The sequence below is a fragment of the Paraflavitalea speifideaquila genome, assembly GCF_032395985.1.
Classification (GTDB): Bacteria; Bacteroidota; Bacteroidia; order Chitinophagales; family Chitinophagaceae; genus Paraflavitalea; species Paraflavitalea speifideaquila.
On the sequence record NZ_CP135920.1, the window covers coordinates 1291595 to 1314721 of the forward strand.

General features: G+C 46.2%; 33 protein-coding genes and 2 pseudogenes. 14 read left to right on the forward strand and 21 right to left on the reverse strand.

The window, feature by feature from the left end:
- Positions 1 to 68: 68 nt before the first annotated feature.
- From RS881_RS09115 to RS881_RS09190, 17 genes and pseudogenes are all read right to left on the reverse strand, one after another.
- Positions 69 to 425 (reverse strand): FG-GAP repeat domain-containing protein, encoded by a 357-nt coding sequence (locus RS881_RS09115; protein WP_315824409.1) that lies wholly within the window; start codon positions 423 to 425, stop codon positions 69 to 71.
- The gene (locus RS881_RS09120) at positions 422 to 943 is read right to left on the reverse strand and encodes an ASPIC/UnbV domain-containing protein (RefSeq protein ID WP_315820790.1); all 522 of its coding nucleotides are present in this window, start codon (positions 941 to 943) and stop codon (positions 422 to 424) included. The genes RS881_RS09115 and RS881_RS09120 overlap by 4 nt, the downstream gene beginning before the upstream one ends.
- A complete protein-coding gene (locus tag RS881_RS09125) occupies positions 865 to 1191 on the reverse strand; it encodes a hypothetical protein (protein ID WP_315820791.1) in 327 nt (108 codons plus the stop codon). The genes RS881_RS09120 and RS881_RS09125 overlap by 79 nt, the downstream gene beginning before the upstream one ends.
- A complete protein-coding gene (locus tag RS881_RS09130) occupies positions 1188 to 2402 on the reverse strand; it encodes an FG-GAP repeat domain-containing protein (protein ID WP_315820792.1) in 1215 nt (404 codons plus the stop codon). Before RS881_RS09130 ends, RS881_RS09125 begins: the two co-directional genes overlap by 4 nt.
- Positions 2403 to 2587: 185 nt before the next feature.
- A complete protein-coding gene (locus tag RS881_RS09135; RefSeq protein ID WP_315820793.1) occupies positions 2588 to 4489 on the reverse strand; it encodes a RagB/SusD family nutrient uptake outer membrane protein in 1902 nt (633 codons plus the stop codon).
- A gap of 11 nt (positions 4490 to 4500) precedes the next feature.
- Positions 4501 to 5289, reverse strand: a complete 789-nt coding sequence (locus tag RS881_RS09140) for a SusC/RagA family TonB-linked outer membrane protein (protein WP_315820794.1) — start codon at positions 5287 to 5289, stop codon at positions 4501 to 4503.
- The gene (locus tag RS881_RS09145; protein ID WP_315820795.1) at positions 5286 to 6431 is read right to left on the reverse strand and encodes a SusC/RagA family TonB-linked outer membrane protein; all 1146 of its coding nucleotides are present in this window, start codon (positions 6429 to 6431) and stop codon (positions 5286 to 5288) included. The genes RS881_RS09140 and RS881_RS09145 overlap by 4 nt, the downstream gene beginning before the upstream one ends.
- Positions 6431 to 7225 carry a TonB-dependent receptor plug domain-containing protein gene (locus RS881_RS09150; protein ID WP_315824410.1) on the reverse strand — a complete coding sequence of 265 codons (795 nt, stop codon included), beginning with the start codon at positions 7223 to 7225 and terminating at the stop codon, positions 6431 to 6433. The genes RS881_RS09145 and RS881_RS09150 overlap by 1 nt, the downstream gene beginning before the upstream one ends.
- Entirely contained in the window at positions 7138 to 7554 is a 417-nt protein-coding gene (locus tag RS881_RS09155; protein ID WP_315820796.1) for a carboxypeptidase-like regulatory domain-containing protein, read from the reverse strand. The genes RS881_RS09150 and RS881_RS09155 overlap by 88 nt, the downstream gene beginning before the upstream one ends.
- A gap of 5 nt (positions 7555 to 7559) precedes the next feature.
- A complete protein-coding gene (locus RS881_RS09160; protein ID WP_315820797.1) occupies positions 7560 to 7700 on the reverse strand; it encodes a hypothetical protein in 141 nt (46 codons plus the stop codon).
- 61 nt (positions 7701 to 7761) lie between these two features.
- On the reverse strand, positions 7762 to 7956 hold the full coding sequence (locus RS881_RS09165) for a hypothetical protein (protein WP_315820798.1): 195 nt from the start codon (positions 7954 to 7956) through the stop codon (positions 7762 to 7764).
- 274 nt (positions 7957 to 8230) lie between these two features.
- Positions 8231 to 8449 (reverse strand): hypothetical protein, encoded by a 219-nt coding sequence (locus RS881_RS09170; protein ID WP_315820799.1) that lies wholly within the window; start codon positions 8447 to 8449, stop codon positions 8231 to 8233.
- A gap of 18 nt (positions 8450 to 8467) precedes the next feature.
- Complete coding sequence (locus tag RS881_RS09175; protein WP_315820800.1) at positions 8468 to 8647, reverse strand: hypothetical protein; 180 nt, start codon at positions 8645 to 8647, stop codon at positions 8468 to 8470.
- A gap of 57 nt (positions 8648 to 8704) precedes the next feature.
- A pseudogene (locus RS881_RS59210) lies at positions 8705 to 8809 on the reverse strand (FecR domain-containing protein); the annotation flags it as partial.
- Entirely contained in the window at positions 8776 to 8958 is a 183-nt protein-coding gene (locus RS881_RS09180) for a hypothetical protein (RefSeq protein ID WP_315820801.1), read from the reverse strand. The pseudogene RS881_RS59210 and the gene RS881_RS09180, both read right to left, overlap by 34 nt.
- Positions 8959 to 8987: 29 nt before the next feature.
- Complete coding sequence (locus RS881_RS09185; RefSeq protein WP_315820802.1) at positions 8988 to 9287, reverse strand: hypothetical protein; 300 nt, start codon at positions 9285 to 9287, stop codon at positions 8988 to 8990.
- A 223-nt stretch (positions 9288 to 9510) separates the two neighbouring features.
- The gene (locus tag RS881_RS09190; protein ID WP_315820803.1) at positions 9511 to 10122 is read right to left on the reverse strand and encodes an RNA polymerase sigma factor; all 612 of its coding nucleotides are present in this window, start codon (positions 10120 to 10122) and stop codon (positions 9511 to 9513) included.
- A 292-nt stretch (positions 10123 to 10414) separates the two neighbouring features.
- On the opposite strand from RS881_RS09190, the gene RS881_RS09195 reads away from it, so the two are divergent.
- The 3 genes from RS881_RS09195 to RS881_RS09205 all read left to right on the forward strand — a co-directional run bounded on the left by RS881_RS09195 (position 10415) and on the right by RS881_RS09205 (position 12400).
- Entirely contained in the window at positions 10415 to 10753 is a 339-nt protein-coding gene (locus tag RS881_RS09195) for a hypothetical protein (protein WP_315820804.1), read from the forward strand.
- Between the two features lie 43 nt (positions 10754 to 10796).
- Positions 10797 to 11540, forward strand: a complete 744-nt coding sequence (locus tag RS881_RS09200; RefSeq protein WP_315820805.1) for an MFS transporter — start codon at positions 10797 to 10799, stop codon at positions 11538 to 11540.
- 332 nt (positions 11541 to 11872) lie between these two features.
- Positions 11873 to 12400, forward strand: coding sequence for a class I SAM-dependent methyltransferase (locus RS881_RS09205; RefSeq protein ID WP_315820806.1), 528 nt, complete (start codon positions 11873 to 11875; stop codon positions 12398 to 12400).
- Between the two features lie 135 nt (positions 12401 to 12535).
- On the opposite strand, the gene RS881_RS09210 is transcribed toward RS881_RS09205, so the two are convergent.
- A complete protein-coding gene (locus tag RS881_RS09210) occupies positions 12536 to 12658 on the reverse strand; it encodes a hypothetical protein (protein ID WP_315820807.1) in 123 nt (40 codons plus the stop codon).
- Positions 12637 to 13125: a hypothetical protein gene (locus RS881_RS09215; RefSeq protein WP_315820808.1), complete on the reverse strand. Its 489-nt coding sequence runs from the start codon at positions 13123 to 13125 to the stop codon at positions 12637 to 12639. Before RS881_RS09215 ends, RS881_RS09210 begins: the two co-directional genes overlap by 22 nt.
- A gap of 150 nt (positions 13126 to 13275) precedes the next feature.
- Here RS881_RS09215 and RS881_RS09220 point away from each other — a divergent pair, with 150 nt between their 5' ends.
- From RS881_RS09220 to RS881_RS09265, 10 genes are all read left to right on the forward strand, one after another.
- Complete coding sequence (locus RS881_RS09220; protein WP_315820809.1) at positions 13276 to 14136, forward strand: tetratricopeptide repeat protein; 861 nt, start codon at positions 13276 to 13278, stop codon at positions 14134 to 14136.
- Positions 14130 to 14369, forward strand: a complete 240-nt coding sequence (locus tag RS881_RS09225; protein WP_315820810.1) for a hypothetical protein — start codon at positions 14130 to 14132, stop codon at positions 14367 to 14369. The genes RS881_RS09220 and RS881_RS09225 overlap by 7 nt, the downstream gene beginning before the upstream one ends.
- Positions 14302 to 14784, forward strand: a complete 483-nt coding sequence (locus RS881_RS09230) for a hypothetical protein (protein ID WP_315820811.1) — start codon at positions 14302 to 14304, stop codon at positions 14782 to 14784. The genes RS881_RS09225 and RS881_RS09230 overlap by 68 nt, the downstream gene beginning before the upstream one ends.
- 488 nt (positions 14785 to 15272) lie before the next feature.
- Complete coding sequence (locus tag RS881_RS09235; protein WP_315820812.1) at positions 15273 to 15533, forward strand: carboxypeptidase-like regulatory domain-containing protein; 261 nt, start codon at positions 15273 to 15275, stop codon at positions 15531 to 15533.
- Positions 15485 to 15823: a TonB-dependent receptor plug domain-containing protein gene (locus tag RS881_RS09240; RefSeq protein WP_315820813.1), complete on the forward strand. Its 339-nt coding sequence runs from the start codon at positions 15485 to 15487 to the stop codon at positions 15821 to 15823. The genes RS881_RS09235 and RS881_RS09240 overlap by 49 nt, the downstream gene beginning before the upstream one ends.
- Positions 15820 to 16857: a TonB-dependent receptor gene (locus RS881_RS09245; protein ID WP_315820814.1), complete on the forward strand. Its 1038-nt coding sequence runs from the start codon at positions 15820 to 15822 to the stop codon at positions 16855 to 16857. Before RS881_RS09240 ends, RS881_RS09245 begins: the two co-directional genes overlap by 4 nt.
- Positions 16836 to 17978 (forward strand): TonB-dependent receptor domain-containing protein, encoded by a 1143-nt coding sequence (locus RS881_RS09250; protein WP_315824411.1) that lies wholly within the window; start codon positions 16836 to 16838, stop codon positions 17976 to 17978. The genes RS881_RS09245 and RS881_RS09250 overlap by 22 nt, the downstream gene beginning before the upstream one ends.
- 190 nt (positions 17979 to 18168) lie before the next feature.
- A complete protein-coding gene (locus tag RS881_RS09255; protein ID WP_315820815.1) occupies positions 18169 to 19203 on the forward strand; it encodes a hypothetical protein in 1035 nt (344 codons plus the stop codon).
- Between the two features lie 149 nt (positions 19204 to 19352).
- The gene (locus RS881_RS09260; RefSeq protein ID WP_315820816.1) at positions 19353 to 20138 is read left to right on the forward strand and encodes a phytase; all 786 of its coding nucleotides are present in this window, start codon (positions 19353 to 19355) and stop codon (positions 20136 to 20138) included.
- Positions 20132 to 20284, forward strand: coding sequence for a hypothetical protein (locus tag RS881_RS09265; RefSeq protein ID WP_315820817.1), 153 nt, complete (start codon positions 20132 to 20134; stop codon positions 20282 to 20284). Before RS881_RS09260 ends, RS881_RS09265 begins: the two co-directional genes overlap by 7 nt.
- Before the next feature lie 40 nt (positions 20285 to 20324).
- Here the strand turns inward: RS881_RS09265 and RS881_RS09270 are convergent, their stop codons facing one another.
- The gene (locus tag RS881_RS09270) at positions 20325 to 21005 is read right to left on the reverse strand and encodes an NUMOD4 domain-containing protein (protein WP_315820818.1); all 681 of its coding nucleotides are present in this window, start codon (positions 21003 to 21005) and stop codon (positions 20325 to 20327) included.
- A gap of 179 nt (positions 21006 to 21184) precedes the next feature.
- Positions 21185 to 21631, reverse strand: coding sequence for a VOC family protein (locus RS881_RS09275; RefSeq protein WP_315820819.1), 447 nt, complete (start codon positions 21629 to 21631; stop codon positions 21185 to 21187).
- Between the two features lie 584 nt (positions 21632 to 22215).
- On the opposite strand from RS881_RS09275, the pseudogene RS881_RS09280 reads away from it, so the two are divergent.
- Positions 22216 to 23057, forward strand: a pseudogene (locus RS881_RS09280) (aldo/keto reductase).
- Positions 23058 to 23127: the final 70 nt, after the last annotated feature.

Consider the following 23127-nt stretch of genomic DNA (forward strand, 5'->3'; position numbering starts at 1 on the left):
CGCGGCCTCCAACAAAAGATCGGGAAAGCCATCGCCATTGAGGTCGTTCACCCGTACACAACTTTTGCTTACCCGCATCGCTGGTAAGGCATCCGCATTTTTGTAAATACCCCCTTGCCGTTATTGATATAGACCCTGTCCTGTAGCAGCCCATCATCGGGCAGGTAGTTGTGGTAGCCGCCACTGACTACATATATATCCGTATGGCCATCTCCATTGGCATCGAAAAAGGCGGCATCGGCGTCCTCACAATTCTTATCCGCCTCAAAGGCAGTTTGCTTGCTGACCGTAAATTGCCCGTTCTTTTGTTGCAGGTACAATACCCCTGCCTGCCCGCTGCCGCCACCTGCATAAATATCTTCCAGCCCATCGCCATTTACATCCCCTTTTACCAGGCAAGGCCCGCTGAAGGAGAGGGGATTCACCAGCAAAGGCTGCCTTTTGAAATCATTGATGGTATTAGCCGCATAACCGTGCGGAATAGGGAGGTAGTTTCAGCAAATAAAGGGGCAGGCATCACAGCGTTATGGTATATACCCGTAGCTTCTTTTTCCGTCACCACAAGTAATTGGTTGGCCTTGATGCCTTTCAGTAATTGCGTCTTGCCACCAGGCCAAACAATACGCAGCGAATCAATCATATTTACAGCACCCAAACCGGCATGCAGGATCGCGGATACCGTAGAAAGATAGCCACGGGAGGGCATTTGCTCCAGGTATTGTTGCTGATTATTGTAATACAACATTACCCGGGTGCCAATACCTTGTGTATTGCCACCCGCCCCCTGTAATTTTATTTGCAGGTAGTGCTGCTGTCCATTACTTTCATTGCGGTAGATAAAGGCCGGCTCATTGATATTGTTGATCACCAGGTCCAGATCGCCGTCATTGTCCAGGTCCGCATAAGCAGCACCATTACTATTCGATGTTTTTGAATGCCCCATGCTTGGGTTGTATTGGTAAACGATCCATTCCCATTATTGACAAATAGGTAATTTACAATATTGGAGGCAGGTATCTGATGCACCAGTTCCAACACCTCTTCCCGGCGCAACCTGCCCTTACTTTGCGTATAGTCATTCATGTACTTGATGAAATCCATATTCGTAAAATCACGTAAGTACCCATTCGTAACGAAGAGGTCTTTCCATCCATCATTGTCATAATCCGCCAGTAGCGGCGCCCAGCTCAATCTGTGTTGGATATGCCAGCTTGTTGCCCTACCTCACTAAAATACACGTCATTTGCTTTGAACCCTTTGTCTGCTTTCCGCCTGCCATTATTCAACTGCAGCATATTACGCATGTACTGATAATGAAACCCCGAGCGGATATTGAGCTCGAATTTCTCATAGTTATCAGGAGCAAACAATAACTTTTGCCGCCGATTGTCTTCAGGCAGCATATCAAGCGTGAAAATATCCGGTAGTCCATCATTGTTCACATCGGCAATATCATTACCCATCGAAAACTGGCTGTTATGCCCCACACTTTGCGCCAGCCTGTCCGTAAAAGTGCCATTGCCATTATTAATGTACAGGTAATCAGGCACTGCATAATCATTGGATACATAAACGTCCTGCCACCCATCCCCATTCACATCGGCAATGCCTGCACCAAGGCCATAGGTCAGCGATGAACTGCTGAAACCTGCCTGGCGCGTAATATCTTTAAAATGATTTTGGTTGTTTTGATAAAGCCGAACACCAGTGGCGGGGTCTTCCTGTTGCAGGATCACAGATGTACGGGCTTCCTCCAGTATGGGCAATGAATTGGGGTTGTGGTTCAGGAGGAAGAGGTCCAGGTCCCCATCCTGGTCATAATCGAAGAAATAGCCCTGCGTACTGTAAGCTGTGTCGCCCAGGCCATATTGAATCCCTTGCTCACTGAAATGCGGATTTCCTCCGGCATCATTCCCTTCATTGATATACAGTTCATTCCTTCTTTTCTCTCCTTGTAGCTTTCCCGAATAACAGAGGTAAATATCCAGTTTCCCGTCGCCATTCACATCGGCCGTAGTAACACCCGTTTTCCAGGGCCCTGGTCTGCCGGCTACTCCGGCAGCAAGCGTAATATCTTCAAATTGTAGCTGCCCTTTATTGAGGTACAACTTATTATCCGTCATGTTACCTGAGAAGTACAGGTCCGTAAGACCATCGCCATTCAGGTCGCCAACAGCCACGCCGCCACCATTATAGAAATACTCATACATCAATACATTCGTGTTGAGCCCTTCCGTAAGCGTATTGGAGAAATGTACCTGCGTTTGTTCTGGGGCCATCAACGTAAAGAGCGGCGGTTTGGCCGGGGTGGTGTAGGTTGCAGCAGGGTGGTTCTGGCAACTGGCTACCAGCAGTAGGCAGGCGGCCAGAAGGCGGGGGCAGTTGTTGTTGATTAAATACAAGGCAGTACGTTTTAATTAACTGAATTTACGTGTATTATTAGATCATAGGCTGGTTGTTTAAAATAAGTCAGGCCGCTTTACAGCGACCTGACTTTGCTAACGAAAACTAAAACACCAAACGAAAAGCGACTGTCGATTGATTAGTGCTCACTAACACCTAAAAGCTAATACCTGCCATCTTTTCTTTAGTACCCCGGATTCTGTACCAGCTTAAGGTTGGTATTCATTTCATCCTGTGGTATGGGCCTGAAGTACATTTTATCATCCCATCGTCTGTTTTCCAGTGAATTAACTTCTATGGGCGTATAGCTGTACTTATATTTTGTTTCATCGCGTTTATACGGTGATGGAGCCGTAGCGCCTGCTTTTAAATTGCCTATTACATCAATGTACAGCAGTTTACGGCCAAGCGTACTGGGTGCGATCATCCAGCGACGGGCATCATGATAACGCTGGTCCTCATAAACCATTTCTACCCTTCTTTCATTACGGTAACGGTCTTTCAGCGCTGCGCCACTTTCTGTGATCGCAGGCATGCCGGCGCGGTAACGTATTTTATTAAGCCAGGTACGTGCTTCACCATCCTCACCCAATTCTATACAAGCTTCTACATAGTTAAGCACCACTTCTGTATACCGGAAGAAGGGCCAGGGAATCGTTTGGCGTGTATTGTTATCTGCAATGCCCGGATCGGGATCAGTAAACTTGCGTATATAATAACCCGTCCAGCTTCCGTTCCAGTTTTCTATTGAGCTGGACCTGGTATCGAGTCCCGCCGCCAGCGTACCTCCACCTGCATCATACCGGCCACTTTGTATCTGGTTGGCTGGGTCTACATTACCCGATACCTTATCACGTGGCTTCCAGTCGGCTCCATCATAAAGAATGCTGGCATAGAAACGGGGATCCCGGTTCTTATACGGTGCATTTTTCATCGAGTCAACTGCCCAGTTGAATTTTACAGCTCCCTGGTTGCCATCCATATATTCATAATCATCTACCAATTGCTGGATCGGCGCATTGCCTGCCCAGTTGTGGTAGCCATTAGGACCATTATACAAGCCAATTTGCATACCCCCTTCTTCACGGGCAAGCGTCCAGTACCGTCCAAAAAGGATCTCATTTTTAGCAGCTTCATCTACGCCGGGTGCTTTACTGCCCCCGCCCATCGAAAGAGATACAAAATTCTTCTTGCCATCTTCGGCCGAAGCAGGTGCCGTAAGGTCCAGCTTATAACCTTTGCTGGCAGCTTTGTCGAGAAGCGCCTTGGCGGCATTTTTAGCAGCCGTCCACCGCGCTATACGATCACCACTGGGATAGCCCAGCAGCTCAGGTTTTGCATAGGCATTAAGCGTGGTCGATTTGGCTTTTGCCGTCGGCATATCATGCAGGTCACTGGCTGCATAGAGCAGCATACGCGCCTTGAGGGCCATGGCCGCCAGTTCATTGGCCCTGCCGGTAGCAAGCGTCTTGTCCTTCAACAAAAGGATCGTGCTGTCACATTCCTTTATAATGAAGGTTACACATTCATCAAAAGTATTGCGCGCTATAGAATAATCTTCACCCAGGCCATACGACCTGTCTACAATAGGCACCGCGCCATAATAACGTACCAACTGGTGATAATAGAAAGCACGCATAAAATGCGCTTCACCCTGCAAGCGCTCTTTAAGGCCATTAACATTCTCGAAGGTGGCTGTCCGCAAATTTTCAAGCGCCAGGTTGGCTGCCCTGATCTTGGAGTACATATCGTTATTGCCTCCATCTTTGCCCCAGCGATAATTAACATTTACCCATCCCAGGTTAGACGGGTTGAGGGTACCTTCATTCACTACATTGATACCACGGCCAGGATGTGTAAATACGGCTTCATCACTTAAAGAAGCCAGCATCTGTTCATCAAAGCCTCCTTGTCCGAGACCGGAATAGATACCTGTTACAAAGGCTTCCGACAAGGCTCCATCCTTCCAGGTATCGGCAGAAGAAACCTTGTCAAGCGGTTTGGTATCAAGGAATTCCTGCTTACAGCCTGCAATAACGGCTGCGGCAAACAAGGGTATTGTAAAGTATAAAAAGCGTTTCTTCATGATGATCGGTTTTAAAAGGTTACTCTTGCGCCTACATTGATGATCCTCGACTGCGGATAATATTGACCATTACCACTGGTGGACTCAGGGTCCCATATTTTCATTTTATCCATTGTAAGCAGGTTGATGCCATTCACGTACAAACGCAGGCTGCTCATACCAGCCTTTTGACAAATGGCAGCGGGCATATTGTAACCCACTTCAAAGTTTTTCAGTCGCAGGTAGTTGCTGCTACGCAGCCAGTAAGTATTGGCTCCAAAGGCCCCGCCGGAATAATACGTATTACCGCGGTTGGCCAGGCGGGGATCCGTACTACTGGGATTTTCAACCGTCCAGCGATGATCATAAGAGTATTTAAGAAAGTTGCCGATCGTGCCCGACTCGGTGCCAAAGAACAACAGTCCACCCGTAGCTGCCTGGAACAAAATGGTACAATCGAAATTCTTATACTGCAGGTTGATATTTAAACCGCCTGTAAAGAGTGGGTCACGGTTCTTGTCCAATCTTACCCGGTCGTCAGCATCAATTTTGCCATTGCCATCCACATCCCTGATCTTCATATCGCCGGGCAGCAGCTTATTCGTAGCGGCACTGTAATCGATCTTGTTTTTGTCAATGTCGGCCTGGTCTTTAAAAACACCATCATATTCATATACCAGAAACGCAGCTCCATTGGTGCCATAGGTATGACCTTTGGACAATTGGTGCGGTTTCAGGCCCGGACTTTCAGGTAGCTTGATCACCTCATTTTTAGCATAACCGCCATTAACGCTGATGCTGTACCTGAAATCAGTGCTCACCTTATCACTATAGCCGATGTTGAATTCCCAGCCTTTGTTTTTAACTTACCCAGGTTTTCGGGAGGTAAGGTCATACCGGCAGAAGCGGGTACAATGGCCTCATTCGTCATCAGGATCTTGCTCCGGATATTGTAGAAGTAGTCCAGCTCAAAAGTAAGTTTGTTGTTTAAAACAGCGCCTTCCAGGCCCACATTCGAATTGTTGGCTACCTCCCAGGTATAACCCGGATTGGGTACGCCGCTTTCTATAAGCGTTTTCACAATATTGCCACCGGCGATATACGAGTTGAATCCATAAGTAGAGAGATAACGATATTCTTGTAACACACCACCAAAGATGATATTGTCATTACCCATCTGTCCCCAGGAGGCACGCAGCTTCAGGTTGTCAATAAAATGAAGCGGCTTCATAAAGTTTTCTTCCGATAAACGCCAGCCCAACAGGATACCAGGGAAGAATCCATACCGGTCGCTTTGCGGGAACATATAGGAACCGTCATAGCGCCACAGGAATTCCGCCATGTATTTCTCATCGTAGTTATAATTTACCCGGCCAAAATAACTAAGGCGTGCACGTTTAAAGGCGCCGCCATTGTTATTCTTCTGCGCATCATCGCCACCAGCGAAGAGCTGATCGATGGTAGGAGAGATATAGTTCCGGCGGAAGGCATTGAAATTTTCGTTGTCGATCGTTTCCCTGGTCACCGCTGCCAACAGGTTGAGCGTATGGCGGCCAAAGCTACGGTCGTAGTTGATAAAGCCACTCAGGTTTACGTTCAGTTGATCTTCATGCGACTCAGTAAGCCGGGGATCAGTAAAAGTAGAACGCATCGACTTCGTCATCTTGGGCGTTACACCATCGGCTTCATACGTTTTCTTATCCCAGAAATAGAGATACCAGGGTGTTTCCCAACGCTTCGTACGGCGGATGTATTTATCCAGCGCCGCGGTTCCCGTTATCTTCAATCCGGTTACACCAGGCACCTGGAATTCCACGCGGCCATTGGTTTGAAAGTAATCCCTTTTATCCTTGTCATATCCCGTAGCATTCGTAGTGATCACAATGGGGTTTTCACCATTCTCAATATCCGGGCCCGGCAAACCATTGGGCCATACTTCCTGTTCCGTAGGTTTACCACGCATCAGCATACGGAAGATAGCACCTGCTCCTTTGGTCGGGAAAAGCGGAACTCTTCCCTTGCTGTAATACCCAGGCTGGTACTGATGTACTTGTTTACCTTGGCATCCAGGTTAAGGCGCATATCATACTGCTTGTAACCAGTGGCCGAATTTTTATAATAACCATCCTGGTTATTGTAGCCAATAGAGGCCAGGTATTTAACAGTTTCAGAACCACCGGATATTTGCAGGTTGTGTTTGGACTGAGGCGACCAGTTCTTGAGCGCTGTTTTAAACCAATCCGTATTGGGATAACGCCAGATATCCGAACCATCCCCGTGTTTTTTGATGATGTCGGGCGCATAATCGGCAGTGATCTTCGTACCGCCCCCGGCGGGCAGGTATTCACCCGTTTCTTTCAGCGCTTTCCATGCAGCAGGCCATTGATCAGCAGCTAACTTGGAATCAAACAATACCAGCTCATTAACAATGGTGGCATATTCTACAGCATTGGCCATTTTGGGAAGCCGGGTAGGCTGTGACCATCCCTGGTTGAAATCATAGGAAAGCACCGGTTTACCTGTTTTACCACGTTTGGTCGTAATAAGGATTACCCCGTTGGCAGCGCGGGATCCATAGATGGCGGCTGCAGCATCTTTCAGGATCGACATGCTTTCAATGTCAGCCGGGTTTAAACGTTCCAGGCCACCAGCTCTATCCGGGACACCATCTACCACCACCAGTGCGCCACTGTTATTGGGCGTATTGGAACCACGGATACGGATGGTAGAACCATCGTATCCGGGCTCTCCCCGGATTGTATGGCTGTAACGCCGGGCAGGCGGCCAGCCAATGCGTTGGACAGGTTCACCGTAGGCGATTTAGCGAGTTCAGTACCCTTGATCTGGGCCACCGCACCGGTAACAGTTACTTTCTTTTGGGTACCATAACCCACTACCACTACATCACTAAGTTGTCCCGATACCGGTGTCATGGCAACACTAAGCGAGGTTTTACCCCCTATGCTTACCTCCTGGGGTTGGTAACCGATATAACTGATCACCAACACACTTTGATCATCCGGTACACTAATAGTAAATGAGCCAGTGGCATCGGTATTGACCCCCTTGGTGGTACCCTTTACCACTACACTTACACCGGCCAGGGGCTGCCCTTATCATCGGTGATCTGTCCTTTTATTTCTTTATCGGCTGTTTCAAGGCTTACTACCAGTTCATTATCTTCGGCAGCACTGTTGAAGATAAATCCCATAGCTTTAGGCCTGTACAGCACAATACGGTCTTTTACGATTTTATAGTTGATGCCAAAGGGAGCCAACAGCTCCTCTAAAACATCACTTAACTTTTTTTTCTTTCGCTTTGATAGATACTTTCCGGTTTGCTTCAATGGTTTTGGAGCTGAAAACAAATCGTGCTCCAGTTTGGATCTTCAATGAATTGAATACATCTTTCAGTTGTCCTTTGTCTACAGTCAGGGTCACTACTTTATCCATTATTCCTTGTGCATCAGCATGATGATCGTAGGCCATGGAAGTCAGAAAAAGACCAGGAAAATCTGTATAAACGCTATTCTCATTGCAATGGCAGTTAAGGCAACAAGTCGTTGTTTTTTCATAAATTTGATTGTTATTGTTCGCTGAATTTCAAGGCACGTACAATAATGTATCCGTCCGCCGGACGGATGCCCGGCTGGCAATGTTGGTAGCATTGTCAGCTTTTTGCTTTTTTAGTGGGGTGGTATGTTATTTGAGTGTTTTTTCATATACGCTAGTTTTGGTGAGTTGAATAAATGTTATTAGCCGTTTAGTTATCTGAATCTCCTTTTACAAGGATACGTGTACCGCGTACTTCATAGCTCGCCTGTATTGACTGGCAAATGATCTCCAGCTGGTCATACAGGTTTTGCCCCTTGATATCACCCGAGAAAAAGACTTTTGCCCAGGTTGTCATTTTCTGTAATGATCTCAATATGATAGGCGTCCTCCAGGCAGGACAATACCTTGGTGATAGGGGTTTCTTCAAAAACAAAATTCAATTCGGTTACCGTTTCTTCCTGTTGGCTATTGGGCAAAAGGGTAAGGGAACATCCACCAGCGTTGTTCTGAAGTGACCGTCTTGCCGGTTATAGATCACTTTCTGGTTAGGTTTTAAGATCACACCGGTTGATTCGTCCGTTCTTTTATTGTTCCTTGTCTGTCCTTCATGTTCATATACCGCCACCTTACCGGTACGTACCGATACTTCTACATCATGGGTTACCGTATTGGTCTTTACAAAAAAGCTGGTGCCCAGTACTTGGGTGACCAGGTTATTGCTGTATACATAAAAAGGCGATTGCGCATTCTTGGTTACTTTAAAAAATGCATTGCCTTCCAGGTATATTTCTCTTTTGACAACACAAAGCTGTCCGGGTAATAGATCTTAGCGCCCGGTTCCAGTATCACCAGGCTCTTATCGGGCAGGTAAACCGTATCGGGAGCTGACCCTTGATTTTTAGCCTGGTTAAGGTTTTCAGGGAGCTGGTTATACAAATACGATTCCACATTTTCAGAGGAGCCGGTCAACCAATAAATGCCAAAAATATGGCAGCCACTGCGGCAGCAACACTGCTCCAGCGTATATATGCTGGTATTTTTCTGCCTGTTTTAGCTGGTATGGCTAAAGCAGGGATGGGTAATGTTTTTTCCTTAATAACCGGCCAAAGGCGTTCAACGGTTGATTTTACTTCTTCCTGGCTAATGGCGGGCTCATGATCATCATCCAATAATTCATACCACTGCTCCACCAACTTTTTTTCTTCGTCAGTACAATTGCCGTCAGCATATCGCTGTAATAAATGATAAAATGCTCTTCGGTTCATGGGAGATAGTTAAATCCGTCTTCAGGTAGAAGGACTTAACTATCTGTCGGTTAAGATTTGCGGTACCCTAAGGGAAATGTTAAAAAAACTAATGCTACTAGGGATGAGGTTTCAAGTGTTAGGTATTAGGTGTTAGCTAGTAGGAATAGGCAGGTACTGCAAGCTAACAGCTGGTAGCTTAAGGCTAACTGCTAAAGGGTAATTGATACTTAAAAGGTCCTCCTCAATTGATATCCAATAGTAAACGGGTGAAGACACCCAATAGGGTGTTCATTAGAATAAAGTCGCGCAGGTGTAAGCGCATGAATTTAAGAGACTGGGTTACATGGTATTGAACAGCTTTTTCGGAAAGGTTCATGTATTGGGCGATCTCTTTCACTGAGCGATGTTCATAGCGGCTAAGGCGGAATATTTCCTGGGTTTTTTGGGGCAGTTTTTTGATGGTATTGTCAATGGCAATACTCAACTCCTGTAATAAAAGCTTTGATTCAGAAGGGTTTTCGTCTACATGCAATTGTTCTTTGGCAAATTGGGAGTAACGTTCCCGGAGAATTTTTGACCTGATATAGTCGATTACCTGGTAGCGGATGGCAGTATGGAGGTAGGCTTCCAACCTTTCTATCTGGGCTTGTTCCCGCTTGGCCCATAAGCTGATGAACAGGTTTTGAACAAGTTCTTCAGCCACTTCTTTTGAGCGTACTTTACGAAAAGCAGCTAAGAATACGGTTTCACTGTATCTTTTGTAGATCTCTTCCAGGGCAGCTCCGTCGCCTGTTTTGAGCAATTTCAACAGAATCTCATCATCAAATACTTTATATTCCATATGGTTGGGCAATAGCAGTTAGTTGGAATCGTATGTCCAAGGTAAACCAAAAAAACGGAATAATCCAAGTACACAATTATGCAAATAGAACTACTTACAAACAGCTGACCAAAACATACGATTGCATACATTTGTTGTTTGCACTTCGGATTGCGTGGATACTGAAGGCAGGCATTTATTTTGCAACGATAGGGTGAATTTGGTGTAGGGTATTGTAACTGAATGAATATTTTCTATTGCACACTTAATCCTACCTAACTTTCCAGTAATCATAAATTGGTAAAAATTGAATGGAATTTAACCTATGGATGTGAGGCCGAAGAAATTGCTTACAGAACAGGAAGTGAAAACAGGCCTCAGGCTGGTTGTCACAGAAGGTATGGCCACCGAAGCAATGACGACCCTTACGGGTGGCGCCTTCCTGGTAGCCATGGCCTTATTGCTGGGGGCCACCAATTTGCAGATTGGTTTACTGGCTGCCTTGCCCACTTTTACCAATATTTTTCAGCTATTGTCTATCTGGCTGGTACGGCGTTACAATAACCGGCGGGCCATCAGTGTAACCTGTGCCCTGCTGGCACGTATACCCCTGGCGGTAATTGGTGTGATGCCTTTTTTGCCACTGGCTCCATCCAGGTGCTGATCTTTTTCCTTTTTTCTATTACCTCTTTGCATCCATTGCCGGTTTGAGTTGGAACGCCTGGATGAAGGACCTGGTACCGGGTAACCAGTTAGGTACTTATTTCTCCCGTCGCAGCAGCTATATGCAGTTGCTCAATGTTCTATTGAGCCTGTTACTGGCCTTTACCATTGATTATGTGAAAGACCATTATCCCAACCAGGAGCTTACTACCTACTCCATTATGTTTATCATAGCCGGTGTAATTGGCATTACCGGCGCCATCGTATTGTCTAAAGTGCCCGAGCCTCAATCCATGTTGGCCAGGGAAAACATTTTCCAGCTATTCAAACGACCGCTAAAGGATAACAATTTCAGAAAGCTACTCCTCTTCAATTCGGCCTGGGTATTTGCGTTAAACATAGCCATCCCCTTCTTTACGGTGTACATGTTGAAACACCTGGGCCTTTCGATGACCTATGTCATTGGACTAACGGTACTAAGTCAGTTGAGCAGCATATTCACCATACGCATGTGGGGGCGTTTTTCGGACAGGTACAGTAATAAAACCATCCTGGCCATTGCTGCTCCAGTGTACATCCTTTGCATTATTGCCTGGTGTTTTGTAGGTATTTATTCGCGCTTTGCAGCCAACCTGGTATTACTGGGGTTCATTCATTTATTTACGGGTATAGCTACGGCAGGTATAAACCTCTCGCTTACCAATATTGGTTTAAAGCTGGCGCCCAACGAACACGCCATTGTGTATTTGTCTACGAAAAATATTATCACCGCTGTTTTTCGTCAGTAGCGCCCCTCATTGGTGGTATCCTGGCCGATTATTTTGCCCACCGCTCACTCGTCATCAATGCCGAATGGGCGGGGCCGCAGGTCAATAAAGTACTTCACCTGGTATCACTCCACGATATGAATTTCCTATTTTTGATAGGCGCCGCCCTGGCGTTCTTTTCGCTGGAATTCCTTATCCGGGTAAAAGAAGTAGGGAGGTTGAAAAAGATGTGGTAGTACGCATTATGCGCAGCAGCATCAAAAATAACCTCAAAGAATATTTTCTGATCGGCAACCTTATTTCCTGGCATGATCAGATTTGGGGATTGTTTAAAAAGAAACCGCACTAACCACATGGAACTAAAAGAGGCCATAGACCTTATTCGTACGCCCTACCTGGATAGTATAACGCCTCAATCCTGGGCTGACCTGGGCGCAGGCACTGGTATGTTCACAAAGGCGCTGGCTCATTTAATAGGCGACAATAGTACCATCTATGCCGTAGATAAGAATATAGCCGATCTTCAACAGATCCAGGCGCCAGCGCAGGTGGTTATTAAAACCCTGAAGGCCGATTTTATCAATGATCCATTACATCTGACGGGCCTTACCGGTATTCTCATGGCCAATTCACTACACTTTGTGAAGGACAAGTTTTCCTTTCTTGATAAAATACGGGAAAGTATGAGTGAGGGAAGCGCCTTCCTGATTGTTGAGTACGATACCAACAAGGCCAATCAATGGGTACCCTATCCCATTGGTTTTACTATGCTGAAGCAATTGTTTGAGGAGCTGGGTTATGACACTATTGAAAAGATCAACGACATGCCTTCCCGGTATAATAACAACAAGATCTACTCGGCCTGGATAAATGCGAAATAGAACCTGCCATCTATTGGTCAAGTCATTGTTTATTCAATTCACGAAACAACGTGGCCAGGTCTTCTTCATTCCTAAGGTTCAGTTTTTGGGTATCCAGTATCTTATTTATAGCATCAGCATATTCCGGCAGTAGTTTCAGGATATCGCTCTTATTCTTTTGATCTTCTCTATCCTGTAATTGGGAAGAAAGACATACAGGGCTTCAATATCTTCAAACTGCTTTTCCTTGGGCTTGCTCAATTCCCGGAACTCCCGCACGGTTTTTGCCTGTACTTGAGCAATTGCACCTTGCCATTGACCAGTACCTCGTAAAATGTTTCCGCATCATTTTTGTCTATGGGTGTATATCCATTGCGGAACAATGGAGCAGTAGCACTGTCCATACCTAAACAGAATGCCCTTACCGGCTCGGTGAATTCCAGCTGCTTTTCTTCACGCTGAAAAAATACCTTGTTGTTGTAGATATTATACCGCAAAGGAAGACCCTTGGCAATTTTGCCATCCCTGAATTGTACTACACCGGGTGACCAGTCATTGCTGTAAAAGGCTGTGCCCTGTATATCGGCACCGAATTCCATCACAGGACGTCCGCTGAGTGATCTTTCAAACTGAGAAAGGTTAGAACCTTCCCGATCGCTGAGTGTCATTAGATTTTGGGAAAATCCCGGCAGGTTGACTAATAGCATTAGTAGCAGGAGCGTGCTGCTGGAGTCAATTTTTCTCATATACCCAATTTACCAAAAATCCCCGGGCCTGCTTACGTATATTTTATTATGGCATGTGTTGCCTGGGTCGGGGCTTTATTAAGTTTGCGTTAAGGAATTATAAACACCCCGGCAGCAACTTACTTTAGCAGCCGAATTTACCCGAGACTTATGTATGATGCCCGGTTTGTTACATTATTTCCCTTTCGTGTACTGCTCCTGATCATGGTTATGCTGCTGGTAACCAGGCCATCTTTTGCCCAACAAAAACAATGGTTGTTTACGCTGGACCAAACTGAATTATTGGCGAAGCGCCAACCCGACTCGGCCTATATCATCTTAAAAGAGCTGGTAGTTACGGTCAAAGAAAAGAATGACCTACTGGTAGAGGGTATCTGTTTGCAGCAGATAGGCCAGGTATTTTACAATTACAGCAATTTTACCCAATCCATTGACCATTTGTTGCAAGCCGAAAAGATCTTCCGGAGGCTAGGAGAATCCAACCGGCTGGCGGCTACCCTTAATTACCTGGGCACGGTGTATTATTCCAACAAGCAGATAGAATTGGCAGGCCACCAGTTTAGGGAAGCCCTGCAGATCAACATTGACCGCAAGGATAAAAAAGGGCAGGCATTTTCCTATGGCAACCTGGGGCACTGGTACGAAAAGAAGCTGATGTATGATACGGCCTACCAATACCAGCATAAGGCGCTGACACTTTACCATGAATTAGGCGATAGTACAGGCATGGCCAAGATATTTGAGAACATGGGCAGCATTTTAGAGGATTATGCCCGCTACGATTCAGCCCGGCTTTGTTTTGAGAAAGCCCTGGCCATCAACCAACAGCACAACAATACCATTGCCCAAATTGAAATATTGAATAACCTGGGCGATGTGGATCGTAAAACAGGTCGTTACCGGGAAGGATTGGCATATACCCGGCAGGCATTGCAACTGGCCCTGCAAACCCAGTCGCAATATCAACTGGCCAGCGCTTACCGGGATATGGCCAGGGATTTGAATTGCTAAAACAGTTTGACAGCGCCTTTCAATACAATGAACAGTCGCGCAGCCTGGTGGAAAAGATTTATGCCTCGGCCAATAACCAGCAGATCGCTTTCCTGGAAACCGTGTATGAAGTAGAAAAAGAAGAACAACGAGCTCGTCAGGCTTACCTCACAGAAAAAGGTCAATGTGGTGGTAGCCATTGCCATTGCATTGGTGGTGGCCTTACTGATTGTATTGGGCGTGGTGATCATTAGCCGCCAGCGCCTACGCATCAGGAATGAGAAAGCCCTCAACGAACAGAACAAGGACATATATGAGAAAGGGAAGGAATTGATGCAAGTCGAGATCCGCAACAATCAACTGGAGGAAGAGAAACTAAAAACCATCCTCGAAGTACGTAGTAAGGAACTGTCGGCCCATACCCTGCACCTCATACAAAAGAACCAGCTGTTGGAGGAATTGCGTAGCAAACTGCAGGAGATTGCCGAAGATGACAAACGGGACCAGAAAAAGCAATTGCGGCAGCTGGTGCAAAAGATCAGTCTCAATTTTAGTCAGGATAATTATTGGGACGATTTCAGGGCCATCTTCGACCAGGTGCACCAAACCTTTTTACCAACCTCAAACAGCATGCTGATAACCTCACGCCCGCCGAACTGCGCCTGGTAGCCCTGCTGCGCATGAACCTAAGCTCGGGCGATATTGCCACCTTGCTGGGTATTTCGCAGGATAGCCTGCGGGTAGCCCGTTACCGCCTGCGCAAAAATTGAACCTCTCCGAAGGAGAATCCCTCACTGCTTTTATTGGAGGATTATAAATACAAGCTATGAGCTGTGAGCTTCGAGTTTTGGAAGGAAATCCTGGTGGATCTCATAACTTATAACCAGCATTCATTCCTGCCAGGTGGCGGGAGCAACCGGAACCTGGTACAGGTAACCGGCAACTGGTAATATTGCGTTCATCTTCCCGTAACAATTCCTTAATGCCTGTTTTGGCGATACTCAATCAATTGATCTCAAATTGCTTAGTGAATTTGGTAACGGTCTTGTTGCCTCTTTGTTCACGCTGTTGACGGGCCTGTATACCTTTTGTTCACGCCGGTTTCTTCCTTTCCAGCAGGCTAGCGATCAAATTTGCGCATCGAACAAAAACCAATTATGAGAACAAAATGGATCACCTGCTGCTTATTGCTCACCACCAGTATGGGGGCCTGGGCGCAGCAGGCAATTATTAAAGGGAAGGTCACCGATGCCGTCAATAAGGAAGTGCTTACCGGCGCTACCATTACCCTGTCGGGTACCAACAATGCAGCAGTTACTGATGTCAATGGTTCCTTTTTCTATATGCTACACCGGGCAACCGGCAATTGGTGGTACGCTACCTTGGCTATCGGGATACCACCATCACTTTACAATTGAAAGCCAATGAAACCCGTTCCCTGCAAATTGATCTGTCGAGCAGTTATGCCCGCCTGAGTAGTGTGGTGGTCATGGGATTATTGCAAGGGCAGGCCAAGGCGCTTAACCAACAGAAGAATGCCGATAATATAAAGAATGTAATTGCTGCCGACCAGATAGGCCGCTTTCCCGATCCCAATGCTGCCGAAGCCTTGCAAAGGGTGCCGGGTGTGAATATAGAGCGCGACCAGGGTGAAGGACGCTACGTGTTTGTACGGGGCTGGCGCCACAGTTTACCAATGTTAGTGTGAATGGTGAGCAGATACCTTCGCCCGAAGCCGATGTGCGTTTTGTTGCCTTGGATGCCATCCCGGCCGATCAACTGGCATCTATTGAAGTCAGCAAATCCCTAACACCCGATATGGATGGCGATGCGGTGGGTGGGTCGGTGAACCTCATTACCCGAACTGCACAAAGCAAGGTGCCTCGTATCAATGCGTCGGTAGCGGGTGGCTATAACCAGCTGATGCGCAAGGCCAATATCCAGGGGCAACTGCAATATGCACAACGATTGGGTAAGAATGAAAAGCTGGGGCTTATGTTCAACAGCAGTTATTACCACAATGACCTGGGATCGGATAACCTGGAAAGATCACCGCAAGACAATGAAGTGGAGTTGCGCGATTATGCACTTACACGCACCCGACTGGGATTGAGTAGTACCATCGATTACCGGTTTAATCCGCGCCATGAAATATACCTGCGCACTTTGTACAGTCGCTTTACCGACCGGGAGTGGAGAAGAAGGTATGTATTTAAGCCAGAAGATGAAGAAATTGAAAAACTCACCAAGGACCGTTTTGAAGCACAGTCAGTGACGAGCATCAACCTGGGCGCCAAACACAATTTTCAGCAATTCTTCCTTAATTATGAAGCCCAGTTTTCCATGGGGCGGCAGAATACGCCTTATGATAATGAAATTGGTTTCATAGCTGGCATTCCATCTACGCTTGGTTACAACAATCCTAAATATCCTTCTATTGCGGCTGATAATTTTACCGACAATAAGGCTTATGAATTTGATGAAGCCGGTTTTGGTCATACGCTTGCCAAAGACCGTAATATCACGGCCAAGTTCGACCTCGGTATTCCTTATAAGTGGCACAATAATAATGGCCTCATTAAGCTGGGCGCCAAGATGCGCCGCAAAGAAAAAGCTATACCATCAGTCAGGATTATTATGGCGCCATTGCCGATGTACCTACACTTGATGCATTTGATGAAGACCCCATTAAGAACAGTTTCCTGGATGGACGTTATAACCTGGGTCGCCCTTTATCAGTAGGTAAGTTTATCAGCTACTTCAATGCCAACCCTTCCGAATTTGAAGCCTCGCTGGAAGATAAAGCGATCGATGAAGCATTGGAAGCTTATGATGCGGAGGAAAATGTATATGCTGCTTACCTCATGGCCAGGCAGCAATTCAATAAGGTAATGGTATTGGCAGGCCTGCGTTATGAAAATACAAACGTAAACTATCGTTCAAAGGATGTGGTGATTGATGGGGCTGGTGATTTGAAAGAAATTGTACCGGTTACCGGCAGTAGCAATTATGATTTCCTATTGCCCCAGGTGAGCATTCGTTACCAGCTTAGCCGCTTTACCAACCTGAGGGCAGCCGCTACTTTTTCGTATGCCAGGCCCAACTTCAGTGAGATCATCCCCTCGCAGGAAATTAACCAGGAAGATCGTATCGCCACTGCCGGCAATGCTGCCCTCAAACCGGTGAGCGCCTTCAACCTCGACCTGCTGGCCGAACATTATTTTGGCAATGTAGGCGTATTGTCGGGCGGGTTCTTTTTCAAGCGGCTGGATGATTTTATTTACCGCCGGGTATTGTTCAATAGCCCTTACCCACTTACCGGCACTCCTTATATCAACAGCATTGATGTGGTACAGGCGCAAAATGGCAATAAAGCCAATGTCACAGGCGTTGAACTGGCTTTTCAGAATAACCTGAGCTTTTTGCCGGGCGCCCTCCGGTATTTCAGTGTGTACCTCAATTATACCTATGCCCATTCATCGGCCACCCTGCAGAGCCGTAAGGCCAATGAAGCCAACCCCAATGCTACCGAAAAGTTGCGCCTGCCTGGCCAGGCTACCCATGTAGGCAATATCTCCCTGGCATTTGAAAGGAAGAAATTCAATGTCCGCGTATCGTTCAACTTCAATGGTGAATACCTGAGTGAAGTAGGCGGTACGGCATCAGAAGATATTTTTGTTAAGAACAGACTACAGGCCGATATCAGTGCAGGATATGCTTTCAATGCCCATTGGCGCGTATTTGCCGAAGCACTCAATATTACCAACCAGCCTTTTGAACGGTATATGGCCAATAAAACCCAACTCATTCAGCGGGAATATTACCAGCAATGGGGCCGCTTCGGTGTCAAGTTCGATTGGTAAGCCGTAAACTGTGAGCCACCCCAAAGGGTGACCCACCGTTTACCGACCTAGAGCGACTCACCGAATACAAATCAAGGGTGGATCATCTTCTAAAAGGCGGCTCACCGGATACAAATCAAAGGGTGGGTCACCTTCTCAAAGGCGGCTCACCCGGATTAAAAATCTCATTCATCCTCTCCATTATAGCAGTATGAAAAAAATAGGAATACAACTGGCTGTGCTGGTAGCGCTATTAAGCACCGCAGCTTGTGACAAAGAAAATGATGACCTGGTAAAACCATTAACCGGCGACCAGTTTCCCCAGGTAGTGGTATTGTCTGATAAAGGTGATGGCGGCCTCGAAGATGAAGACGCTTTCAGTTTCAAGATCACTTTGTCCGACCGGGTAGGTTCCGCTGGTAAAGAGTTGGGCGGAAAAGTAGTGCACCTTAAAGAAGCCGTACAGGTTAATTTTAAAGTTGCCAGCTTTAAAGGATTCTCCAAAATAGCCGATTACATCAAAGGAGCGGAAGCGTTTTATGAAATAGATGATTGTACTACCTCTGCAGATAAAGGTATTGTAGTGCCCTTGCAGTTTGATGTTAACAATGGTACAGGTACCGTTACTCTTCCGGCCGGCGTAGAAGAAGTGGAGATTGAGTTTGAAGTGGATGAGGACTTGTTTGATGATGCGGTGTTCAACACAAAAAAGCGGGAACTTACCATTCAGCTTACTGGTATTGGTACCAATAATAGCCAGGTACAGGTAAATAAAACAGCTAAATTCAAGTACGAGGTGCAGGATGATGAAGGTATTTATGGCGAGTGGACCCTGGATCATACAGATGCAGCGGCCTTTGCACATTTTAAAGAACTATTTGGCCTGGTGAATGCCGATATTAAAGATCTTCGGGCGGCTGACGTAAAAGAGATCACCCTGGAAGTTGAGTTTGAAGAAGTAAAAGCGGTGGTGGTATTGAAGGCTACCGAACAGGTAAATGACTGCGGCAAGGTAAAAACAAAGTACAAGGTCATAGAAATAGAAGCGGAGATAGAAGAATTGGATGATGATAAGCTGGCAGGTGATATGGAATTTGGAGAAAGGCTGGAACTGAAAAATGACTCCTTTAAAGAATTTAAGTATGCCGGTTCTTTCAAAATTACAGGCAGTAAATTGGAGTTGGAACTGGAAGGCGAACTGGATGATGATAAAACAGCCACTATTGTTCTTACCCTTGAAAAATAATTGATCAATAATTATCTACAACACATGCGCTATTTTGCATCGGCTTTTTAATAATAGGATTTATTGCGAATGCAGGTTGCGGGTCAACTGCCGGGTTAGGACGCTCCAATACGGCCGGTATCATAAGGCCGGTGATTATAACCGATACGGTGCACCATGATACTGACGACCCGGCCATATGGATCAATCCTGCCGATCCTGCTGCCAGCCTGGTACTGGGTACGGATAAGGACCAGGATGGGGCATTGTATGTATTTGACCTGCAGGGCCACATCATACCCAGTAAAGTGGTGCCCAACCTGCAACGGCCCAACAATGTGGATGTGGAATATGGGTTGATGCTGCAAGGAAAGGCCACCGATATTGCTGTCGTCACCGAGCGGTTTACCCATAAACTCCGCATCTTTTCCGTGCCGGATATGAAACCCATTGATGGAGGAGGAGTAGATGTATTTGTTGGTGAAACAGGCCAGGAGTACAGGGACCTGATGGGGATTGCCCTGTACAAAGCTCCCGATGGTAAGATCTATGCCATAGTAGGCAGAAAGACAGGTCCCCGTGATGGTGGCTATTTATGGCAGTATTTGCTGGAAGATGATGGTCGGGGCGTAGTTAAAGGCGCCCTGGTACGTAAGTTTGGTAAGTTCAGCGGCAAAAAGGAGATTGAAGCCATTGCCGTAGACGATGCATTGGGGTATATATATTATTCTGATGAAGGTTATGGCGTTCGGAAGTATTATGCCGATCCGGCAAAAGGAGGGGAGGAGTTGGCTGCTTTTGGAAGGAAGGGATTCAAGCAGGACCACGAAGGCATTTCTATCTATCCTTTAACGGATAGTACCGGCTACATCCTGGTATCGGATCAGCAAACCAATCGCTTTCATATTTTCACCCGGGAGGGAGTGCTGGTAATCCGCACAACCATGTATTGGTAAAAACTGTGCACCTGGCTACCCTGGAAAGTGATGGATCGGAAGTGGTGGCAACGCCATTGAATAGTACCTTTTCCAAGGGCCTGTTTGTAGCCATGAGCACCGACAAAACTTTCCACTTTTACCGTTGGGAAGACCTCATGAAATAGATGGAGAACATCGCCTAAAAGCTAATCGCTAACAGCTTTCTTATGGGTTCACATATTTCCATTTGTACCCATTCCATTGGGAGTATACGCCTTTGGCTACCTGTATGATCTCTTTTTCACCAATACCGGTTTGGCGGGAGGCTTCACTCACACTTTCGTATTTGGCAATGAGCTTGCCCCGGTTGGTATATTGCTTAATGGGTTTGCGACGGGTATAGCCGCCATAGGTTTTAGGCCATTTAGAGCGGTCGGCTATTTTGAGGTAACTATCCTGGCGATCGCGTGTGAATACCCGCTTTTGCTTTTCACTTTTGGTGACTAGTTGCAGGTTGGCTACTTTATTATTATAGCCATCGCCGTCTTTGTTTATCACATACAAACCATCGCGCTGGTAATTGATCTTCTTATTTATAAACGTCAGGTAGATCAGGCGCCGGGTATTGAAGTAATGTTGTACACCATCCATACTTAATGAAACCCGCAGGTCGATCATGGGTTCACCTGTTTTAATATTGTTGTTCTCTGCAATGGACTGGCTTAATATCCTACCTCCTACAAATTGTTGTCCCAGGCGGGCGTGGAGGATGGTGCGGTCGAGTGATTTAATACGGCCATACGTGGAAGCCTGGTAGATGCCTTCAAAACCGGGGATGTCTCTCCATTGTTCGTTCCTGATATCTTTAATAGACTTGTTTAGGAAAGGATAATTAGTTCCGGGCATAGTTAGTTGGCTTGGGTTATACATTTAAAACAGTATTCCAATTTACCAGCTACCTGCTTTGCAACATTCCGTAGTATTACTGATTTTTACGCGTGATGGAGTAAGCGCTTTAGTTTTTGTCTTAGATCAAGTTTTTATACGCGTGGGTATAGCCTGCTGGGAGCGGCTTCTACAGGTTTTCACTTATCATTATTGATCTCGATCCAGTATCCGTCCGGATCCTGCAGGTACAATTGCTTCACGCCATCTACCCGCGTAGTCACCTCTTTGTTGTCGCCCTGCCAGTTGGAGTAAGGAATATTGTTCTTTTCCAGGCGTTGGATGAAGCCTTCTATGGAAGCAACACGAAAGCATAAATGCGTGCCCTTGCCTGGTACGATGATGGGATCGCTGTATTCTATCAGATGGAGGTGACTGTGTGCGGCAATACTAAACCAGGTATGCTTGCCATCATGAAATGGCTCAGGAATCGTATCCAGATGTATGATCTTACTGTAAAAAGAGGTGCTTTTGACCAGGTTCTTTACCGATAGGGCGATATGGTTCAGTTCAGGTTTCCTGGTTTGTGCAATACTGCCCATAGAAATAATAGTCAGTACCAAACAGGTAAGCAGGAGCTTAGTCATGATCTTTTTCATACCACCAATATACTGCGGATTTTACTGCTGGCAAAAGTCAGGCAAAGGGCATACCTGTTGCTACGGTAGAGGTGACACCTTTCCCTGGCCCCGAAAAACGAAAGGTGTCACCTCTGACGCTATAAAAAACATCGGGATGCCATGATAGCACCCCGATGAATAACACCTGAAATATACCCTATTTAAACCCTGTACAAATCGATTATTGAAATGCCGCTTTCTTATTATTGGTCAATAAGTATACACCCGCACTGGTAGACAGGAAAGACACTACGATCAGTCCGGCCGATAACATATAATTTCCTTCATTAAAAGATTGTAACTGGCTAATCCTGTAACTACTGCAATCAGCGGCATCAGGAATGTTAATATTGTTTTCATAATTTTATGTTTAAGTTCTTAATGACTAATTAACTGCTACCCTATTAAGACCGTTGAAGGGCAAAATGGTTTATTAAAGAAATCATAATGTCGGTTGTTATACATCTGTTAATGCACTCAACCTATTACTCATGAATTACCATATACTCGGTCAATCTACACTGGAAGTCAGCGCTATAGGATTTGGTTGCATGTCGTTGGGTGATGATTATGCGCAGAGTGAGCCATTGATTCATCAGGCTATAGCAGCAGGAATTAACTTATTTGATACAGCGGATATTTATCAGCAAGGGCAAAACGAGATCGCATTGGGTAAAGCGATCGCTGCAGTGGGTAAACGGCAGGAAGTGTTAATTGCTACCAAAGCGGGTAACCAACCCCGTGCAGATGGCAATGGTTGGGATTGGAATCCGCGTAAAGCCTATATCCTGCAAGCAGCCGAAGACAGTTTAAAAGATTGCAAACCGATTATATTGATCTGTACCAATTGCATGGCGGAACGCTGGAAGATCCCATGGACGAAACAATCGAGGCCTTTGAACTACTACAGCAGCAAGGAAAGATCCGTTATTATGGTATCTCTTCTATCCGGCCTAATGTAATCAGGGAATATGTACAGCGATCGGCCATATCGAGTGTAATGATGCAATATAGTTTACTGGACCGGCGGCCTGAAGAAACTTGCCTGCCTTTATTAAAACAATCCAATATTGGCGTATTGGCCAGGGGTAGTGTGGCCAAAGGATTCCTGATCAATAAACCGGCCGCCCCCTACCTGAATTACACAAAGGAAGCCGTGAGCCATGCTGCTCTTGCCGTACATTCGCTCACTACCCCTTTACGTGATGCTACTCAAGTAGCCCTCCGGTATGTATTGCAACAAGCGGGGGTAAGCAGCGCCATCGTGGGCATACGTACGCCACAGCAATTGACAGAGGCTGTGAAAACCATTGAATCGCCCTTGCTCTCCGAAGCGGAGCTGGATATATTAAGACAAGCCCTGCCTGTTAATTATTACGATCAGCATCGGTAGGAAGGCAACCAGGCATCGAGGCAACAAGCCAACCAGGCAACGAGGGGTAAAATACAGGATGCATAGTTCA

Bases quoted from the DNA above. Each gene is read 5' to 3' on its own strand.
- RS881_RS09120 (WP_315820790.1), bottom strand. From the start codon at position 943: ATGGGGCATTCAAAAACATCGAATAGTAATGGTGCTGCTTATGCGGAC.
- RS881_RS09135 (WP_315820793.1), bottom strand. From the start codon at position 4,489: ATGAAGAAACGCTTTTTATACTTTACAATACCCTTGTTTGCCGCAGCC.
- RS881_RS09145 (WP_315820795.1), bottom strand. From the start codon at position 6,431: ATGCGTGGTAAACCTACGGAACAGGAAGTATGGCCCAATGGTTTGCCG.
- RS881_RS09165 (WP_315820798.1), bottom strand. From the start codon at position 7,956: ATGGCCTACGATCATCATGCTGATGCACAAGGAATAATGGATAAAGTA.
- RS881_RS09185 (WP_315820802.1), bottom strand. From the start codon at position 9,287: ATGAACCGAAGAGCATTTTATCATTTATTACAGCGATATGCTGACGGC.
- RS881_RS09195 (WP_315820804.1), top strand. From the start codon at position 10,415: ATGGATGTGAGGCCGAAGAAATTGCTTACAGAACAGGAAGTGAAAACA.
- RS881_RS09205 (WP_315820806.1), top strand. From the start codon at position 11,873: ATGGAACTAAAAGAGGCCATAGACCTTATTCGTACGCCCTACCTGGAT.
- RS881_RS09215 (WP_315820808.1), bottom strand. From the start codon at position 13,125: ATGAGAAAAATTGACTCCAGCAGCACGCTCCTGCTACTAATGCTATTA.
- RS881_RS09220 (WP_315820809.1), top strand. From the start codon at position 13,276: ATGTATGATGCCCGGTTTGTTACATTATTTCCCTTTCGTGTACTGCTC.
- RS881_RS09235 (WP_315820812.1), top strand. From the start codon at position 15,273: ATGAGAACAAAATGGATCACCTGCTGCTTATTGCTCACCACCAGTATG.
- RS881_RS09255 (WP_315820815.1), top strand. From the start codon at position 18,169: ATGAAAAAAATAGGAATACAACTGGCTGTGCTGGTAGCGCTATTAAGC.
- RS881_RS09270 (WP_315820818.1), bottom strand. From the start codon at position 21,005: ATGCCCGGAACTAATTATCCTTTCCTAAACAAGTCTATTAAAGATATC.
- RS881_RS09275 (WP_315820819.1), bottom strand. From the start codon at position 21,631: ATGACTAAGCTCCTGCTTACCTGTTTGGTACTGACTATTATTTCTATG.